Annotated in this window: 10 protein-coding genes; 5 read left to right on the top strand and 5 right to left on the bottom strand. The window is 68.0% G+C overall.

Going from position 1 to position 19,792, the window contains the following annotated elements; all coding sequences use genetic code 11:
* Positions 1 to 15 precede the first annotated feature (15 nt).
* Genes KNW02_RS13350 through KNW02_RS13335 form a run of 4 tightly spaced genes read right to left on the bottom strand, consistent with a single transcriptional unit; the run spans position 16 to position 10,892 of the window.
* Positions 16 to 1,152: a cytochrome c family protein gene (locus KNW02_RS13350; RefSeq protein WP_216033776.1), complete on the bottom strand. Its 1,137-nt coding sequence runs from the start codon at positions 1,150 to 1,152 to the stop codon at positions 16 to 18.
* A gap of 52 nt (positions 1,153 to 1,204) precedes the next feature.
* A complete protein-coding gene (locus KNW02_RS13345; protein ID WP_216033775.1) occupies positions 1,205 to 1,804 on the bottom strand; it encodes an SCO family protein in 600 nt (199 codons plus the stop codon).
* Positions 1,801 to 3,630 (bottom strand): hypothetical protein, encoded by a 1,830-nt coding sequence (locus KNW02_RS13340; protein ID WP_216033774.1) that lies wholly within the window; start codon positions 3,628 to 3,630, stop codon positions 1,801 to 1,803. Before KNW02_RS13340 ends, KNW02_RS13345 begins: the two co-directional genes overlap by 4 nt.
* On the bottom strand, positions 3,612 to 10,892 hold the full coding sequence (locus tag KNW02_RS13335) for a cupredoxin domain-containing protein (RefSeq protein ID WP_216033773.1): 7,281 nt from the start codon (positions 10,890 to 10,892) through the stop codon (positions 3,612 to 3,614). Before KNW02_RS13335 ends, KNW02_RS13340 begins: the two co-directional genes overlap by 19 nt.
* Positions 10,893 to 11,100: 208 nt before the next feature.
* Between KNW02_RS13335 and KNW02_RS13330 the strand changes: the two genes are divergently transcribed.
* The 5 genes from KNW02_RS13330 to KNW02_RS13310 all read left to right on the top strand — a co-directional run bounded on the left by KNW02_RS13330 (position 11,101) and on the right by KNW02_RS13310 (position 19,075).
* Entirely contained in the window at positions 11,101 to 13,794 is a 2,694-nt protein-coding gene (locus KNW02_RS13330; RefSeq protein WP_216033772.1) for a caspase family protein, read from the top strand.
* 3 nt (positions 13,795 to 13,797) lie between these two features.
* A complete protein-coding gene (locus KNW02_RS13325) occupies positions 13,798 to 15,612 on the top strand; it encodes a gluzincin family metallopeptidase (protein WP_216033771.1) in 1,815 nt (604 codons plus the stop codon).
* 105 nt (positions 15,613 to 15,717) lie between these two features.
* Positions 15,718 to 16,740 carry an aspartate-semialdehyde dehydrogenase gene (locus tag KNW02_RS13320; protein WP_216033770.1) on the top strand — a complete coding sequence of 341 codons (1,023 nt, stop codon included), beginning with the start codon at positions 15,718 to 15,720 and terminating at the stop codon, positions 16,738 to 16,740.
* 9 nt (positions 16,741 to 16,749) lie between these two features.
* Positions 16,750 to 17,349: a DedA family protein gene (locus KNW02_RS13315; RefSeq protein ID WP_216033769.1), complete on the top strand. Its 600-nt coding sequence runs from the start codon at positions 16,750 to 16,752 to the stop codon at positions 17,347 to 17,349.
* A gap of 85 nt (positions 17,350 to 17,434) precedes the next feature.
* On the top strand, positions 17,435 to 19,075 hold the full coding sequence (locus tag KNW02_RS13310) for a DUF4139 domain-containing protein (RefSeq protein ID WP_216033768.1): 1,641 nt from the start codon (positions 17,435 to 17,437) through the stop codon (positions 19,073 to 19,075).
* Positions 19,076 to 19,078: 3 nt separating this feature from the next.
* Here KNW02_RS13310 and KNW02_RS13305 read toward each other — a convergent pair whose 3' ends face one another.
* On the bottom strand, positions 19,079 to 19,726 hold the full coding sequence (locus KNW02_RS13305; protein WP_216033767.1) for a carbonic anhydrase: 648 nt from the start codon (positions 19,724 to 19,726) through the stop codon (positions 19,079 to 19,081).
* Positions 19,727 to 19,792: the final 66 nt, after the last annotated feature.

Genomic DNA, 19,792 nt, shown 5'->3' with positions numbered 1-19,792 from the left:
CGGCCAGCCGGTGCGTCAGCCGCACAGGCGCCGGATCACCACCGCATCCGTGCCGGCAAGCCGATGCGTGTCATAGTCAAGCGCCGGCCAGTCAGTTGACGGCAGGCTGACCCGGTCGAAGGCCGTCATCAGCCGCGCCCGGGTGCAGTCGGCACCGCAGAGCTTCAACGCCTCGACCAGCGCCGTCGCCGCAATGCGGCCATAGCGGGACAGGGGGCGCTCGGACGAGGGCGGGGCCGGCCTCGGATCGGCGGCACTGACGCAGCCCCCGATCCCGTCCGGCAGCCGCGCCAGATTGTCCACCGTCGCGTAGATCGCTGCGGCCTCCGGCGGCTTTGCCAGCCGCGCGGGATCGAGGATCATCACCGCGCCACCGGTTGCCGGCGGGTCCGAGGGCCCGGAAAACCTGACCTCCGCACCGACCAGAAGCGGCGCCAGACGCAGGGCCATGTCGGGATCGGCCAGCACCGACACCGATCCGGCATCGCTGGCCACCGCCCGGACCTGAGCCGCGACGGTCGCGAATGCCCCGCGAATATCGGCGGGATCCTCGTCACCCAGCAGCGGGATCAGCGGAAAGAGGTCCGGCCGCCCCGCCTCGTCGCCGAGGCTGGTCGCGCCGATCGTGGCGAAAGCCGCCGCCTGCCCGGTCAGTGCGATCCGGCGCCCGAACAGGCCATGGGGCGCCTGCCGCGCGATCTGCGCCTCGAAGGCCTGCCAGAACGGCGCCGAGGCCGGGTCATTGTTGCCGCGGTGGAACAGGATCCTATCCTCGCCCAGTCCGCTTCGCTGCAGGACCGCGACCGCACCCAGATAGGCTTTCAGCGCGACGGGATCGCCCGGATCGGCAAGACCGAAACGCGGCATCGCGCCGCCCAGGCGGGTGCCGTCCGGCCGGACCCCCTCGGTCAGCACCCGGACCAGATCGGCCGTGCCGTAACCTTGCGCGGACAGCGTCTGCCAGTCGATCGCGGGCCCTGACTGAACCTCGGCCCCGCCGCCCGCATCCCGGCCATGACAACCGGCACAGGAAATTCCCCGGGCCGGAACCTGCCGGTTGCCGATCGCGACCGTCAGGCCGCTTTCGCCGGCGCCCTCGAACAGCGCCCGGCCGCGTTCCAGAACCTCATCGGCCGCGGCGCCAGACGGCATGACAAGCAGGGCTGCAAGGCCGACCAGGCGTCCCGTGCACCCCATCCGCGGCCTACCGCGTGAAATCCGAGGCCAACCGGAAGATCCGCTCGGGCAGCCAGGGATCGGCCTCCAGCCGCACCATCTGCTGCCGGCCCGCATGGCCCACGATCACGAACAGCTTGTGATCCTCCAGCGGGCTGCCGTCCCAGGCGCCCAGCCGGACCAGCAAGGGCAGGATTTCGGCGGGATCGCCGGTCAGCCGCAACCACCCTTCGGGGCTGCCGAAATCCTGATGGCGCTGCAACAGGTCCTGCGGCCGGTCACGCGCCGGATCCAGCGTCAGCGTGACCAGCCGCACCGGCGCGGCCAGTTCGTCGCGCCGGTCGTCGATATCGGTCAGGTAGAGATCCGCCATGCCGCACAGTTCGGTGCAGCGGGTATAGGTGAAATTCAGCACGAAGGCCCCCTCGCCCACCGCCTCGCGGAACCGCATCCGGTTGCCGAACTGATCGACGACATCGGCATCGGGCAGCAGCCCGTCGGCCGGGTCGATCAGGACACCCGAGGAATCAAAGATCGCGGCAGGCTGCGGTTCGGCGATCGCGGGACGGGATGGCGCGATGGCAACGGCGGCCAGCAGGATCGCCGCGAGGCAGGGGGAATGCGTCATCTGGAAACCTCGATCGTTGCGGGGGTGATGCTGATCCCGGGCGGCAGCCTGCGATCAAGCGCGATGCTGACCTGTCCGGCCGGCACCCCGCCGATCACGACGCGATGCCCGCCCGTGGCCTGCGGCCGGGCCACCACCCGGTCGCGCCAGCCCGTCTCCAGCGATTGCAGGATCAGCGGCAGTTCGGCCGGCCAGCGCTGCGTCAGCCCCGCCTCGTCCACGATCTGCAGATCCAGTGCCAGCCGGTCGGCCCCCTGCGGGCTGGTGCTGGCCCGCAGCCGCAGCGCCAGCCCGGCCGCCACATCCCCCTGCACCTCGAACCGGGCGCAGGCGGTAAAGCGGCCCGGCCCGGCCGAAACGACCAGTTCATAAGGGCCGCCATAGGCCAGAACGGTGGTGGCGCGATAGTCGCCCGGCGCCACCTCGCGCAGGCCCCCGGCCAGTTCGGCCAGGGTCAGGGGCCGCCCGCCGCGGATGCGAAAGCCGTTCATCGGCGCGGTGGCGTTGCCGCTGTCGCGCATGACCGGGAAGGCGCTGGACAGATCGGGATGCAGCGCCAGAACGGTGCCGCCACTGTGGCCGCGCGCGGTTTCGATCAGGAACGGACCCGAACCGGGTGGCAGGTCCGTGACCGGCGGGCCGATGCGGACGGCACGCACCGCCGCCGGCTCGCCCCGCTTTGCCAGTTCCAGATCGACGACCATCACGAAATCCAGCCGCTCAAGCAGAAGGAAGGCGCCGTCCTCGGCAAAGGCCACCTCGCGCACCGGCTGGGCGACCGGCGCGCGGTTCAACTCGATCGCCTGAACCACCGAGGCCGTCGCCACCTCGACGATGGAAACCGCCGCTGAATCGGGCGACCATGCCAGGGCCAGCCGGCCATCCGGGGCAACCGAGATGCGCGAGGCGGGCGCCGGCAGCGGCGCGATGATGCGCCGCGATCCGCCATAAACCACGGTCAGCCGGTCGCTGCCATCGGCGAAAAGCACCGCATCGGCGACCTCGGCATAACCCGCCGAGATGGCCTTGTCCGGACCCCTGACGGGCGTGCGTGGCGCCGCCTCGTCCTGCCGGACCGGCAGCGCCAGCCCGGTCTCCATCAGAACCAGAACCCCGTCGTAAAGGCCCTCATCGACATCGGCGAAGGCGGGTTGCAGGGCCAGGACGGTCGCGGGCAATTGCGGCGCGGCGCTGCCATCCGGCCGGATCAGGGTCCGCTCGCGCGCCATCCAGCCATTGGCCGCGACGACCATCGCACTGTCGCCGTCCAGGTCCGGCAGCGCCCGGGCCTCGGTGCCCTCGGCCGCGACGATCTGCACCCGGCCGCCTTGCCCGGTTGGCGCGGCGAAGGCAAAGGCCTCGGGCTGCGGAACCAGCGGGCCGGGCGCGCCGGACAGCCTGACCATGGCGAGGATATTGGCCGAGGCCAGCGAATGTTCCCAGTCGACGATCGAGACGGTGTTGTCCTCGTGCCGGATGCCATAGAGGGATCGGCCCAGATCGGTGCTGCCGCGCGGCAAAGCCCCCTGATTGACGAAATAGGACCGCGCCGCGTCGCGGCAGCGCGTGTTCGAGGCCTCGACCGGGCGGATCCAGCCGCTGAGATGCTCATCCTCGACAGGACGGCCGCTGTCGGGATCGCCGAGCCGCACGGTGACCCGGAACGGCACCCCGGCGGCCGGCCGGTCAATCGGGGCGCCCGCAACATCGCTCAGCGCAAGCTGGACCCGGGCGCCGCCCCCGAAATCGGGATCGGGGGCCTGCGCCGCCGCCCCGGCAACGCTGGCGGACAGCGCCGCGGCCGCGATCAGTCGAGGAACCCGCATGAGGTCCGGCCCCCTTCGGTCAATACGTCCAGAAGGCCCCAGGCGCCCGCCGCCTCGATCTCGCGCGGGCCATCGGTCCACAGATAGCAGCCCGACCGCACCGGTGCCGAGAGGGCCGCGGCAAGCGACTTGCCCGGCGTCACGAGGCCCGAATGCGGGAAGCCGAAGCCCGGGAACAGGTCGTCATAGTCGTTCCCCACGGTCACGAAGGCGCGCTGCCGCGCCCGGCCGCCGGGATGAACGATCCGGACCACCACCTCTTCGCCCGGCCTTGCCCAGAGCCGCAGCGAATTCGAGGACAGCGAATCCTTCTGCGCCCGGAAGGCCGGGTCGAACGCAAAGGCATTCAGATCCATATGTGCCTCGACAACCTCGTTCTGCGCCTGCCGCAGGCGGCGGTGGAAGGCCGGCGCCAGATAGCTGACCGCCTTCTCGCCCAGGTCATAGGTGTCGTCGCAGACCAGACAATCATCGACGATGGGCAGGAACGGCCCGCTTTCGGCGACGCCATAGGGCCACCAGCGGTTGCGGCTGCCGCTGTCCCACAGGTTCAGCCCGTCCTGATAGAACAGCACGAACTCGCGATAGCCGCGGCTCATGTCATCGGCATCGGTAAAGCTGATCCATGTATTCGCGCCGCGACCGCGATGCGCCAGACCCTGCATGCCCGGCGCGGCCGGGGTGAACTCGCCCGATCCGTCCGGCGTCTGCGGACGGCCGGGATAGCGGGCACCCTGCGGCTCGACCACGAGGGCGCCGAACAGGCCGTGCGGCAACTGGTTGAACAGGTCGGCCGTGGGCTTCAGCGGCACCGCCCCGAAGGCATAGGGGATGGCACTGACCGGCCTTGCCTCGGGCTGCGGGAACGAGGATTGCCCGGCCAGATCCGCGCCCAGCCCCGGCGCTTCCAGCAAGGCGGCGGCGCAATTGACCGTCATCTGCGCGACATTCTCAAGCGTGCCCCCCGGCAGCGGCCGGGTCTGTTGCCGTTTCTGCTGGACATGGCCCCAATAGGTCTTGCCCATGACCGTGATCGGGAACCGTCCCGCGCTGAAGTCACGGGCGGCGCCATCCTCGGAGGTGAGGACGTAATAATCCGGATCCGCCCCCGACAGGATCGCCCGGGCCGCCCCGACCGCCGCCGGCTGGCTGCCGTCGATCTCGGACGGCTCGATGTCCAGTCTGCCGCATTGCTGCAGGGCGTTGCTGCTGTCCAGATCGACCGGATCCGTCAGGTCCGGGTCCGAATTGGCCATCAGATACTCGATCAGCCGCCAGTCGATCCGCAGCAGACCCATGTAGTAGTCACCGCTCTGCACCCCGCCCGGCGGCTCGGAGGTGGTGCGGTTCACGCCGAAGGGCAGATGCGCCGCACCTCCGCGGGTCAGCATCGAAAGCGGCGTCGTGAAGGCGATACGGGCCGAGGGCCGGATGTCGATCCGGTCGACCTGATGGCGCCGGCGCGGCCCGGTCTCGGCCTCATCGACCTCGGACCATGATGGCTCGACATTCAGGCTGACGATCTTTGGCATCGGCGCATCGCCGAGACAGTCGGCCATCGGCCCCGGATCGCCGTTGCCGGCATGTCCGCAGGCCTGCATGGTCGGATCCACGCCCGCCGTCGGCTCGGGTGAAGTCAGGGCGTTGACGACCGACAGACGCAGGCAATCGCCGGCATTGGCCCGGATCACCATCGGCTCATCGCGGAAATAGGCCCCTGCGGCGGCGCGCAGCGGTGCGATCTGCCCGGCCGGAACGCCAGTCGCCAGCCAGGGCGCCACCAGATCCTTGGGCACATGCACCAGCGCCAGCCCGTTCGGATCGCGGAACCCGTCCCGCCACGAGGCATATTGCTGCCCGCCGGGCAGCGGCATGGCCACGGCATAGGCCTCGATCCGGGGAGCCTGCAACGGACATTCCATCGCCTGCCGCACCGCGATATCGAGGGGGCCGCGCCCGGCGACCTCGGCCGCCCGGCCGGGGTCCAGCGGCAGCAGCGCGTCGCCGACCACGCAATCGCCCGCGTTGCCCGAGGCAGCCCCGGCGCAGGGGCCGGAACCGTCCGAAAGTTCCTCGATCCGGCGCGTCTCGTCGCGGGCGGCAATCGATTCGTAGACCCGCATCAGCCCCCAGGCCCCGTTCCAGATCGCGTCCTGCGACCCGAAATGGAACATGTAGTCGAGGCTGGCCGTCGTATCGGTCTTCGCCGCACCCTCCTCTCCGGCAGGCTTCACCTCGCGGAACTGGACCGCGTATTTGCTGGGCGCGGCGGGAATCTCGAAATGCTCGGATATGCCGACCTCCTGCGCCGAGACGAAGGATTCGAGATTGTCGCACAGCGCCACCAGCCGGTTGTGACGATCCCAGTAGGCAAGGTCGTCGCCCGCCTTCAGCGTTCCGTCGCGCCAGCGGTCGTGCTGGCCGGCAATGCCGTCGCGGCCGGCGCGGCTGCAGCCCTGCCACCAGGTCTGCTGCGCATAATCCTCGTCCAGCAGCATCGAGGCGGCCGGATATTTCTGGTCGATCTGCCGGCGCCATTGCAGCCCTTCCAGATTGAAGGTGTGCTGCACCTCCTGCGCCCCCTGGATCAGCCGGATCTGGATCCGTTCGTCCGAATAGGTCTCAAGCAGCGGGGTCGCGGGGTCGCCATGGCCGCGATTGCGGATCAGCCCCTTGGCCTGCGCCAATGCCTCGTCCCGAAGCCCGGCCGGAACCGGTTCGGCATGATCGGCACCCGCCGGCTGGACCTCGTCGTCGAAGAACTCCGAACGATAGGCATGGGCCAGATTGCCGCGCGGATCGGGCGACTGGCGGTCGATGCTGCAATCGGGTCCGCCCGCGGCCTCAGCCAGATCCTGTTCCAGCGCGGAGTCGTATTCCGGCTCGATGCCCGGGGGCACCAGCCCCGAGCCGTCCGGGCCGGGCTGCGCCGGATCGCGGCGGCTGAACTGGGCCAGCATGTCCGGGGCCAGATCGCGATAGCAGTCGAAGGCCGTCTTGCGGCTGGCGGATGCGGAGCCGGGTTCGTCGTCATCCTCGTCTTCCACGAAGGCTGCATCGATCGGTTGGGCGGCGGCATCATCTTCATGCGGCGGATCATCCGGCCCATCCGCCTCATTGCCGCCGGCTTCGCCGATCCGCAGGGGCACCGGCTCGCCGCGATAATTGACCAGATAGGGATCGTGGTGGTCGGTCGAGATCGCCTCGGGCCGCTGCGGACCGCTGACCGGACGGGCGAAACCCTCGCCCAGCCCCGCGCGATAGCGGACGAAGGCGAAATGGCGCCGCAACTCCTCGACCTCGTCCTGTTCGATCAGGTCGCGCGCCACCATCGCCGGCGGCACGTCCGCCGCCTCGACCGGCACCAGCAGCCCGGAGATGACCTCGCGGGTCACATTGCTGTTGCAGAGTTTCTCGATGGCACTGTCGGCATTGACGGTTAGCGCGCTGGCACGGTGTTCGGCCTCGCAGACCAGCGTCGCCAGCCCCTGTGGCGAGGCCTCGCCGGCCGGCGGGGCCGACAGGACGCCGCCTTTGGGCAGGGGGCCGGCCGCCGCGACCAGATCATCCCTGCTGGCATCGGTCGGATCGTAAAGCAGGGCGAAATCGGCGATGGCCAGGGCAAACTCGCGATAGTCGGGATGCAGTTCCGGATCGCCGCCCGAGGTGACGATCTTGTGGGTGCCGACGCCCCCCGGCCCGCCTTCGATGCGGCCATTGGCATCGGCCGTCTGTTCCATGCAGGGGCGCCCGTCGCCGCTGTCGCCGGGGCAGACCTCCTTGCCCGCCGGCTCGATCACCAGCGCCGAATAGAAGCCATGCTGCTGGATCGAGGACGGCCCGAAATGGTCATGGCTGAACACCGTTCGCATGGTCCGGTCGGCCTTGTCGTCCGGATCGTCCTGATCCTCGATCGACAGGATCGGATCGGCGAACCAGCGCTGCACGGTGGTCTGGAACAGGAAGGGGAAGCGGCTGCGTTCGAGGCTCCAGAGACGATGGGTGGCGACGGGGTTCCATTCGCAGAAGGACATCGCCTCGGGGAATCCGGCCAGTTCCTCGGGCGTCAGCACGGCCCGGATGGCGGCCTTCAATTCGGTCATGATCTGTCCTGCGCGCGCATCGCCGGTCGTATTCCAGGCACAGAGCCGAGTGGCCAGTTCATCGGCGGCGAACGTACCGTCCTCATAGTTCCAGCCATTGCCCGAACCGTCGCCCGAGGTGACGTCGAACTTCACCAGATGAATGTGCTGGCCGATCGTGTCGGTGGGCGTGCGGACCTGGAAATCGTCCAGTTCCAGATCCTTCGGCAATTCGTTGGTGTGGCGGAACTCGACGCATTCGCCGGAATAGGCGCGAAAGAAGAACGGCTCTTCCCGCGCACTGGGGCCCAGCGACTTGTAGCGGTCGGACTCGCTGGTCAGCACGTTGATGCGGCCCTGCGGATCGTGCCAACCGGCCTTGTTGGTCACGATATCGACCTGCACGGCCGAGGCGGCATAGCGGCGGAACCCGCTGAGCGCCGGATCGGGCACGAGCGGCAGAAGATAGGGCGCGAAGGGATCGGTGCGCGAGGCCAGCGGAGCGGTCGGGGCACCGCCGTCAGGATCGGACGGGTCGAGCCCGGCATAGGAATCGGGCGCGCCGCAGGGATCGGCAAAGGGTGCCCCCGGTTTCGGCGGCGCCCCATTGACCGCAAAGCGCATCGGCGCGTCGCCCGTGGCCGCATTCGGCGCCGCGCTGACATAGCCGCCGCGCGTGGCATCGAAATCCGTCTCCTCGCCATAGGCGTCGCGCAGCTTCAGCTTGCGCCCCGGTTCGGGCGCGCCATTGTGGTGAAACGCCATCGCCGCGCGTTCCAGCGGCTCGCCGGCATTGTCCAGCGGCTTGATCTCGGCCTTGGTCAGCGCGCCCGAGAAATCGCCAAGCGCCAGCATCTTGGCCGTCACCCGATAGAGGCTGTCCTCGACCTTCCTGCGGTCCTGCGGGCTGGTCGCATCATCGATGGCAAGATCGCCGGCATCGGCGCTGATCCCCAGCTTGCGCTCGGCCCCGCCCGAGACGACATGCCGCGGCAACCCGCCATCCAGCCATTCGGCGCCGGTGTCGTCGGCTGCGGCCAGATCCAGCGGCGCCTGCGGGGCACGGTGGCCGGGCTGGCCGGCGACAAAGAAGGGAAAGCCCGGCACCGCCTCGTCGGCTGCGACCTCGGCCTCTCCCTCGCCGCCGACATAGGTCGGCAAGAGCGGCGCTGCCATGTCCGGCAGCGGCACCAGCGCCGGGATCGGCGTGCCCTCGGCATCTTCGACAAAGCGGCCATCCTCGTCCACCGAACCCCGGCGCGGCTTGATCGCGGTCAGCCGCCCGGCCGGGTCGCGCTCCAGAAGTTCCGTCGAAAGCCCCGGTTCAGCCTGTCCGTCGGGCAGCTTGCGCGAGCCGTCCTCCAGCACGTCATGGACCCGCCACAGCTCCCACATTCCCTGCGCGAAATGCGGGTAAAGATGACAATGGAAGATCGAATCCCCCACCGTCCGGTTGCGGTTGCCCGAGCCGAGACTGGCCCACCAGCCCTGCGGACCCGCGGGACTGTCTCCGGGCCGGTAGTTGTTCAGCCCGCCATTATAGATCCGGTAGGTGAAGCCCTGCCGCGGGGCGACGGTCTGCGAATCCAGGTAACTGCCCCGCCCGCCATCGTTCCCGCCGAACCACTGATGCGCATGCAGGTGAAAAACATGCGTCTCTTTCGGTCCGGCATGATAGTTCCGAAAGACCACCGGGTCGTTCAGATAAGAATGATGGACGTTCGAGGGATCGTCGCCATAGCCCTCCAGCAGGGCCGGATCGCCATTGGCCCAGCTTTCAAGAAAGAACTCTTCGTAGAGGCATTCCATGCAGTCGGCGGCGGGGCCGATCCCCTTGCGGTTGGCCAGTACCATCGCCCCAAGACCGCTGGCACCGTAATTGATCGCAAAGCCATCACGCACCCCGGCCAGTTGCGGAAAGCGGGCAAGCTCCTCGAAATTGCGGGTGTAGAAGCTTTTCAGCTCGTCATGAAAGACGACGGTGAATTCGCGGAAGGCCGGTGCGCCTGCCGCACGGATGATCGCGTTCAGCGCGTTGTGGACGATCTCATAGCGCCCGCCGCCCAGCGGCTTGAGGATATTGAGAACCGGCAGTTCCTCGCCATCGACCAGCACCATCTTCTCGTAATCCAGCGGCCCTGCCCGGTCATGCGGGCCGGGGCTGGTCGTGTCCGGGGTCCAGGCCGCATCAAAGGCCGCGCGCGAGGTCTGGCTGCGATACCATTGCGTGGCCGGGGCTTCGGCCGCCTGCGGCTCGACCGCGAGGCTGCCGAACAGCCCATGGGTCAGCGACCCGCCATCGCCCTCGCCACCCGCGGCGGCAGCAACCGAGTTGATGAAATAGGGGCCCTCGCGCTCGGCATGCCAGAAGCAGTCCACATAATCGGCCCCCGGCGCCAGTTGACCCAGACCGATGCAGGCGTCATCCACCCGGCCCGTGGCCGGATCGCGCAGCGGCCTCAGCCCGTCGATCACGAATGAGATCCCGCGCGTGCGCGGCCAGTCTGTCGCCTCGGGACCCTGCGCCAGTTCCGGCGCCTTGCCGCGCGTGTCGGCGGCACATATCGCCTCGACCAGCCGGTCACGGCCGTCCCTGTCAGGCCCAGCGTCGACATAGGGCTCACTCTCCGGCTCCGGGCCATATTTCGTTCCTTCGGACACCAGGTCGCGAATGCCATACTGGTCGATCCGAGGCCCATCGCCGCCGTCGCGGCAGAAGGTCTCGGAATAGCCGGGACGCCCATCCGCTTCATCCGCGCGCAGATAGTTGTAGAGCCGGACATGCAGCACATCACCGACATTCGCCCGCAGCGTCAGCGGCCGCGGCCGCTTGCAGTCATTCAGCCGCACCTCCCCCGCCGCCAGATCTTCGGGCCGGCGATGCATGCCCAGATCCTCGCGGCAATCGCCCTGAGGGGAGGATGCCGGCACCAGATCCCGCATCAGTGCGAAAATCTCTCCGAATGGATTATGCGAGCCGAAACGATTATAGACCAGCATCTGATCCAGCGCCGCAACCTCGGCACAAACCACCCGCCTTGCCCGCTGATCGTATTCCTCGATTTCGGTAAAGGCATTTGCTTCGAGACTGCAGAAATCGTCCCCCGGCGCCGCCGATGCAACCGAAACGCCCCCAATCGAGACAAGAATAAATACAATGAATACAGCAAATCTGGTCATCGTTCTGCTCCGGATAACGGATACGAGACTCAGAGAGGGTAACTCTTGCCAAGGGATTCGCGCAAGTTTTTTGAATTTTGCGGAACGCCGGTCGTAATTAATTGGAAATGATATCAATATAATAATAATATTTGCCTTGAGTGATTAAATTGGGCAGACTGAAGGGATCATGCCGGGCTTTCCGGAAACTCGCATCCCGAGGTGCGCGATGGCAAATCGTCTGCAGAATATCCCCGACTATCCCGTCTTCCGGACAGGCGCCGAGATCGAGGCGTTCTTCCTGCGGGCCGAACCCTTCATCGACTCGACGCGGCTGCAGGTCGAACTCGATCTTGGGCCGGACCTGTCCCGGCTGGGAAGCTTCCGGCGGCTTCTAGAAACCGCCGGGGATCTGGGCGCCACCTACGAGATCTTGGGCGAGTTGGAGCGCGAAACCTTCGGTGCCGGAAACGGACTGCCGCATCTGGCGCTGCTGCCGTCGGGCTGGGTGGCGCTGCTGCGCCATCCCGATGCCGGCGCGGATGGCGGAACCGCCCGGATCCGCCTGATGATCTGCCCGGCCGAACCCGAGGATGGCGAACGGATCTGTGCCAGCCTCGCGCAGCTTCTGCTGAGCCTGCAGGATGCGGTCGGCGGCGACAGCAGCCGCAGACGCAAGACCCCGCCGCTGCCGGGCCGGAATGAGGCCGCCTGGCCCGAGGCGCTGCAGCCGCTGTTCAGCCGCGATACGCTTGAAGAGGCCTATATCGCATTGCTGGCGCAGCGCGGCACCGACGAGGACTCGAGACCGCGCCCTTCACGATCCGACCTGATCGACCAGTATCTGCGCTGGCTGGCCGCCAGCCGGCCGACGGGCGATGCACTCGGCCGCGACCACCGGGCGGCACGGGGGCCTGCCCTTGTCCCGGCCGAGCCTGTGGATCTCAAGCACCACGTCATCAACATGCGCTTTGGCGAGTTGTCACAGGACGGACAGTTCCAGACCTCGCCCTCGGATGTCGCGACGATTGCCGAACGCGCCCGGGCCTGGATCGGCGCGGGTCGCGACCGCCGGTTGGCGATCTATGCCCATGGCGGGCTGGTCAGCGAGCGCAAGGCGATCGAATATGCCCGCGCGACGGCGCCCTGGTGGATCGGCAATGGCGTCTATCCGGTCTTCTGCGTCTGGGAAAGCGATGCGCTGACCACCTTCCTGCAACTCATCCGCGAGACCCTCGGCGGCATCCGCCGCGGCCCCTTCGATCTTGACGAAATGCGCGATGCCGCGGTCCAGCGGCTTGTGCATATGCTTGGCACGCCGGTCTGGGACGGGATGAAGCGCAGCGCCCGGCGCTGTTCGGCACCGGGCAACCAGCACGGGCTGACACTGTTTCTGGCCGAGTTGAAGCGCGCCTTCGGCAACAAGCCCCCGCCGCTGGACCTGGTCGGTCACAGCGCCGGCTCGATCCTGCTGCTGCATCTGCTGCCGCGGCTGAAGGCGGCAGGTCTGCCCGCGCGCAGCTTCCAGAGCCTCGCCCCGGCCGCGACCACGGCGCTTTTCCGGGCCGGGCTTGCCGGCCAGGCGGGCGACAAGCTGGCCTGCCGCATCTATACCATGACCGATGCCGCCGAGCGCGACGACAATGTGGCCCGGATCTATGGCAAGTCGCTTCTCTACCTCATCAGCCGCGGCTTCGAGCCGGTCTTCGGCGAAACCATTTCGGGGCTGCAGAAGGACCTGCTGGCCGACCCGGTCATGCTGTCGCAACTGACCGAATGGTCGGGCGGCGTCACGCGCGAGGCATTGGTCTTCTCGCCCACGCCCGCCGATGCACCCCGCCGGCTGCAATCCAGATCCGAAACCCATGGCGGCTTCGACAACGATCCGGCGACAATGTGGTCGGTGATGCGCTTCATCCGCGGCCCCGGCGACGAGGACCGGATCACCCCCTTCCCCGCCGACGCGGTTGCCGGCCAGCGCGGCGGTGCGGGCGAGATGGACATGGACCTGCCGGAAGAGGTGCGAACCTACCTGACCGTCGCCCGCGGCGGGGGCGGCGCCGGGGCCGCGCCGCCGGCTTCGGTGATCGCCACGGCGTCCGCCGTCCCGGCCTCGGCCCGGCAGCCGGCGCGGCTGGCCCTGACCATCGGCATCGACGAATATGCCAGCGCCAGCCGGTTGCAGGGCTGCGTCCGGGATTCGGGCACCTGGCGCGACCTGCTGGCCGAGCGCGGCTTCGACGTCACCCAATTCATCCGCCCCGAGGAAACCGGCCGCGACCAGTTGATCCGGCATCTGCGCGATTTCGTCGCCCGGGGCGCGGCCGGCGACACACTGGTCTGGCATTTTTCGGGTCACGGCATGGAGATCATGCCGGAATTCGGCAGCAGCAGCGATTTCGAGACCACCGGCCGCGATCAGGCCATCGTCGCCTCGAATGCCAGCGAGGGGCTTGACGCCCAGGTCGCGCATGCGCTGATCGACGACGATCTCTTTACCATCCTGCAGGAGGTGCATCCGCAGACCTCGCTCTATGTCTTCCTCGACAGCTGCTATTCGGGCTCGGCCACGCGGCTGTCGCTGCCCGGGCGGCCAAGGACCATGGGCACGCTGCAGCGCGCGGGCTATGTTCCCCACCGACACACGCTGACCGCGCCAAGCGCGCGCTCGGACAACGTCTACGAGGGCGCCCGGCATGTGCTGTTCAGCGCGGCCTCGGCCACCCAGCCGGCGCTTGAGAACGGCGCACCGCCCGAAGGCGTCTTTACCCGCGCGGTGCGCGAGGTGCTGGGCAGCCGGCCCGGGCCGATGACCAATAGCGAATTCCGGCTTCGCCTCCGCAACCAGATCACGGGCAACGACCAGACCCCGGGGCTGCATTGCGATGCGGCCCTGTTCAACCAGCCCTTCCCGCTGGCTTGAGCCATGGCCGGCCTGCCCCGCTGCATCATCCCCGACAGCATCGGCCGCGAGGCCGGCGTCGCCAGCCGCTGCTATCCGCTGAAGGGCAACCAGCCCGCGCGACTGCGACGCGGCGATGTCTTTACCGTCGACACCTCGATCCGGCTTTGCGACGGTGCGCTGTCGAACCTGTCGATCCCCTACGAGCCCTTGCTGCCCGGCCCCGCCGGCACATTGTTCGAGGTCGATGCCACCGATTGCGTCACCTCGGTCAGCCGCGGCCGCCCCGATCTGGATCGGCGCGGCCCGGATGATTTCGCCTTCGATCAGGGCCAGAACGAGACCCATTGCCGCAATGTCTATTTCACCGCCATGGCGACCTACGAGTCGTTCCGCCGCGCGCTTGGCCGGCCCGTGGCCTGGGCCTTCTGGCGCGAGGGATCTTACCCGCCGCTGCGGCTGATGCCCTTCGCCCAGCAGGCGCTGAACGCCTATTACGACCGCAGCGAGGCCGCCATCGGCTTCGGCTACAGCCCCGCCGGCGGGGACAGCGATCTTGCCGACCGGCGGCTGATCCGCTTTACCGCCCTGTCCAGCGACATCGTCGCCCATGAGGTGACGCACGCACTGATCGACGGGCTGCGCCCCGATTACGACATGCCCGTCCATCCCGATGTCTTCGCCTTTCACGAGGCGCTGGCGGATGTGGTGGCGCTGCTCTCGCGGTTCGAGCGGCCGGGCTATCTGGCCTATCTGCTGCGCGAATCCGGAATGACCTTCCTGCAGGGCCGATCGCTGATCAGCCTGGCGCCCGAACTGGGCAGGCTGGTGCGCGAATCCGGGCTGCGGTCCCTGGACGTGGACTGGACCTCGGCCGGCACCGACCAGCCCGGCAAGGATCTGCCGCGCTATGCCGACGCGCCGGATGCGCCGCATGCGCGGGGCGGGTTGCTGTCCTCGGCGGTGTTCGAGGCGTTTCTGGGCGCCCTCGACCGCCGGATCGGCCCGCTGATCCAGCTGGCCGCGCCGACCGGCAGCTCGGTCGGGCGCTATCTTCTGGAACAGGTGCAGGAGATCGCAGCCCGCACGGCCGAACATTTCCTGGCAATCTGCGTGCGCGCGCTGGACTATTGCCCGCCCGCCGCGATCCTATTCTCCGATTATCTTCGGGCCATGATCACCGCCGACCGGCTGCTGGCGCCGCGGGATCGCCACGGCTATCGCGAACAGCTGATCGACGCCTTCCGCCGCCGCGGCATCTATCCCGAGGGCATCGACGTCGTGTCCGAGGGCGAACTGGCCTGGAAGCCGCCCGAGGTTCCGGTCTATCCGATCCCCGGCCTCGCCCTGTCGGAACTGCGCTATGATATCAGCCCGATCCTGCCGCTGTCGGCGGCCGAGATCCGCCGCCAGGCGCGGGCGCTGGCCCTGGCCATCGACGCCGATCCGCGGCTGGCCCGGGAACTGGGCCTGCGCGACCCCGGCCTTGCCGGACCGGGGATGCAGTTCTCGGCGCCCGAGATCACATCTGTCCGCCCGACGCTGCGGGTCGGGCCGGAAGGGTTCATCGACTTCTCGATCATCGCCGAGGTCACCCAGAACTGCGATATCCGGATCGACGACCAGAGCGTCGTGCGGCATCGCGGCGGCGCCACGCTGATCCTCGATCCGCGCGGCACCCCCGCCCTGATCGTCCGCCAGCGCATCGACAACACCGCCCGCCTCACCGCCGAGACCGAATATGTCCGCAAGGCCATTGCCGAACGCCGGATGATGGTCGAGGATGGCCGCTATGTGCCCGACCGGGCACAACGTCGCGGGCTCTGCGCCGGACATTGACGCCGCGAGCCGCGCAACACCCGCCTGCCCTGCCTTTCGCCGGCCCTTCCATCCGCATCCTGTTTGCGCTACAGCCGCGCGACCGCATGGAAAGGATTCCCGAAGATGGGCTATAAAGTCGTCGTCGCCGGCGCCACGGGCAATGTGGGCCGCGAAATGCTGAACATCCTGGCCGAGCGCCAGTTCCCGGTCGACGAGATCGCCGCTCTGGCGTCGCGTCGCAGCCAGGGCACCGAGGTCAGCTTTGGCGACAAGACCCTGAAGATTCAGGATATCGAACAGTTCGACTTTACCGGCTGGGACATGGCGCTGTTCGCCATCGGCTCGGACGCGACCAAGAAATACGCCCCCATCGCCGCCAAAGCCGGCTGCGTGGTGATCGATAACAGCTCGCTCTATCGCTATGACCCCGAGATCCCGCTGATCGTGCCCGAGGTGAACCCGGACGCGATCACCGGCTACAAGAACAAGAACATCATCTCGAACCCGAACTGCTCGACCGCGCAGATGGTGGTGGCGCTGAAGCCGCTGCATGACCGCGCCCGGATCAAGCGGGTCGTGGTTTCGACCTATCAGTCGGTCTCGGGCGCCGGCAAGGACGGCATGGACGAGTTGTGGGACCAGACCAAGGGCATCTATGTCCCGGGTCAGGAGGTCGGGGCGAAGAAATTCCAGAAGCAGATCGCCTTCAACGTGATTCCTCAGATCGACGTCTTCATGGAAGACGGCCAGACCAAGGAAGAATGGAAGATGGTCGCCGAGACGAAGAAGATCGTCGATCCCAAGATCAGGGTGACGGCGACCTGCGTGCGCGTCCCGGTCTTCGTCGGCCATTCCGAGGCCATCAATATCGAGTTCGAGGATTTCCTCGACGAGGACGAGGCCCGCGACATCCTGCGCGAGGCGCCGGGCATCCTGGTCGTCGACAAGCGCGAGCCGGGCGGCTACACGACCCCGGTCGAATGCGTGGGCGATTACGCCACCTTCATCAGCCGTATCCGGCAGGATTCGACCATCGAGAACGGCCTGAACCTGTGGTGCGTCAGCGACAACCTGCGCAAGGGCGCGGCGCTGAACGCGGTGCAGATCGCGGAACTGCTGGGCAACCGCGTCCTGAAAAAGGGCTGACGCGCGGGCGTGCTTGACTGGATCGCCAGTTTCATCGAGGGCGGCGGGGCATGGGCCATCGCCGCCCTCATGCTGCTGGAGAATGTCTTTCCGCCGATCCCGTCCGAACTGATCATGCCGCTGGCGGGGTTCAACGCCGCACGCGGCGAGATCGCCTTGTGGCTGGCCATCGCGGCAGGCGCGGCCGGTTCGATGGCCGGGGCCTATCTGTGGTATCTGGTCGGGCTTGCCTTCGGGCAGGACCGCCTGCGCCGCGTCGTGGCCCGGCATGGCCGCTGGCTGACCATGACCCCGGCCCAGCTTGACCGGGCGCAGCGCTGGTTCGACCGTCATGGCAGCGCGGTCGTGTTCTTCGGCCGCTTCATCCCGACCGTGCGCACGCTGATCTCGGTCCCGGCGGGCATCGCGCGGATGCTGTTGCCGCGCTTCCTGCTCTATACCGCGCTCGGCAGCACGATCTGGTGCGCGGCGCTGGCCTTGGCCGGGTACTGGCTCGAGGACCGCTATGAAGAGGTCAGTTCATGGCTTCATCCGGTCTCCAATGCGATCATCTTCGGGCTGATCGCCCTCTATCTGTGGCGGGTGATCCGCTGGCGGCCCGCTCGCTGAGAAGTGACCGCGACGCGCGCCAAGCCCCTTGCCGCAACCGCGCAGCGCGCCAAACTGCCCCGGACAGGTATCGCACGAGGGCATGATGACGGTTCGCATTGTTTTCCCGGTTCTTTTCGCAGTTTTCGCGGTGCCGGCCCTGGCCGAACGGATCGAGGGGCAGGCGCGGACCGAGCATGTCACGGTCTTTCCGCAGGGCGCCGCGATCCGCTGGCAGGTCGATCTGGAAGCCGCTGCGGGCACACATGAACTGATCCTGCCCGATCTGCCGCAAGGCCTCGACCCGGCCAGCCTGCGCGTCGAGGCCGAAGGCGCAAGGATCGGCTCGGTCTCGCTGCAGACGGCCCGCGCATTGCCCGGCGAGGCGCCCGAATCCGCCGCCGTGACCGAGGCCCGCACCCGGCTGGGCGACGCCCGCGACGCCCTCATCCGCTTTGATGCCGATGTGGCGGCGCGTCGGGCCAGCGCGGAAGCCTGGCGCGAGCGGGCCGGGATCACCCGCGACCTGATGCGCGGCGACAGCCGGGTTGATGCCGACGATCTGCAGGCGATGGTGGATGAGGCCGGCGGCATGGTCGCCGACTATCTGGCCCGCGCCGCCGCCGAGACCCGCGACGCCGATCTGATGGCGAACCGCCGCGACGACGTCCTGCGCGGCGTCGAACAGGCCGAGCAACATCTGGCCGCGGTCATCGACGAGGCCGAGGCGCATGACACGCTGCTGGTGGCGCTTGAGGTCGCGCAGTCACCCGCCCGGCTGACCCTGACCGGATTTACCGGCGCGGCCGGCTGGCAGCCCGCCTATGATCTTCGGCTGGACCGGGCCTCGAACCGGCTGCTGCTGGAACGGGGGGTGATCGTCCAGCAATCCAGCGGCGGCGACTGGCGGGACGTGACGCTGACCCTGTCAACCGCGCGCCCCTCGGACCAGTCGGCCCCGACCGAGGTCATGCCCTGGTTTCCCCGGATCGGCGATCCGGACCAGATCGCCCGGCCCCGGCTGCAAAGCAGCATGGGCCGGGCCGCGGACGATATGGCGGAGGCGGCGATGTTCGATGCCGAGCTTGCCGCTCCGGTCGTTGTCGAGACCGCCATTGTCGACACCGGCGGCCCGGCCGTGGTCTATGACTATCCGGCACCCGTCACGATCCGGAACAACGCCGATGCCCTGCGCCTGAAACTGGATGAAAAGACCCTCTCGCCCCGGGTCTTTGCCGAGGCCACGCCGCGGTTCGATCAGACCGCGTTTCTGATGGTCGAGGGAACGAACACCCTGAACGAGCCAATCCTGCCGGGCACCGCCACGCTGCACGTGGATGGCACGATGATCGGGCAGACCTATCTGGACCTGATCGTGCCCGGCGACGACCTGCGCCTCGGCTTCGGCGCGCTGGACGGTCTGACGGCCGAGTTGCGCATCCCCGAAGCCAGCGAGGGCGATCGCGGCATCATCCGCCGCAGCAACCAGCAGACGCGGACCGAGACCCTGATCCTGCGCAACCTGACCGGCGAGGACTGGCCGCTGCGCATCGTCGATCGCATCCCGGTCGCCACGCAGGAGGATCTGACCGTGACCTGGCGGGCCGCGCCGGAACCGAGCGAAACCGATCCCGACGGCCGGCGCGGCCTTCTCTACTGGCAGCAGGATCTCGCGGCCGGAGAGACCCGTGAAATCATCCTGACGACGGAACTGCGCTGGCCCGAGGGCATGGTCCTGCTGCCCTGAGGATCAGACCAGAGCCCAGCGTCGGCCGCCATCCTCGGCCTGCCACAACGACCCTTCGCGGATGTCATGGACCAGCCCGTGCAACGACATCTCGCCGCTTTCGACGGCGGTCTTGACGAAGGGGAAGGTCATCAGGTTCTCGATCGAGATCATCACCGCCTCGCGCTCCAGCGCGGTGATCTGCTGATCCTCGGGCAGGTCCTTGATGCGCTCGTAGCCGGGGCGCAGGATATCCATCCAGCGGCCGACAAAGCTGGACTCGTCCTCCAGTTCGGGCGCCTTGCCCGAACACATCGCATGGCAGCCCGCCACCCCGCCGCAGCTGGTGTGGCCGACGACGATCAGATGCGCCACCTTCAGCGCCTCGACGGCATATTCCACCGTGGCCGAGGTCCCGTGCGGCTCGCCATCGGGCAGATGCGGCGGCACCAGATTGGCAACGTTGCGGTGAATGAAGAACTCGCCGGTATCGGCGCCGAAGATGCTGGTCACATGCACGCGGCTGTCGCAGCACGAGATCACCATCGCCCGCGGTCGCTGTCCGTCATCGGCCAGACGGCGATACCATGCGCTGTTCTCGGCATAGGCCGTGGCCTTCCAGCCGTGATAGCGGCTGACCAGATATTGCGGCAATGGGCGGACGTGATGCATGGCTGACCTCGCGTGTTCCCTGCTTGATAGGCGGGGATTGAGGAAAATTCGAGGGGTTTCTTGCGT

This window comes from Paracoccus marinaquae, from assembly GCF_018860165.1.
In the GTDB taxonomy this organism is placed as follows: Bacteria; Pseudomonadota; Alphaproteobacteria; order Rhodobacterales; family Rhodobacteraceae; genus Paracoccus; species Paracoccus marinaquae.
Note: the sequence above shows the minus strand (reverse complement) of the source record. Positions and strands in the feature narration are given on the sequence as shown.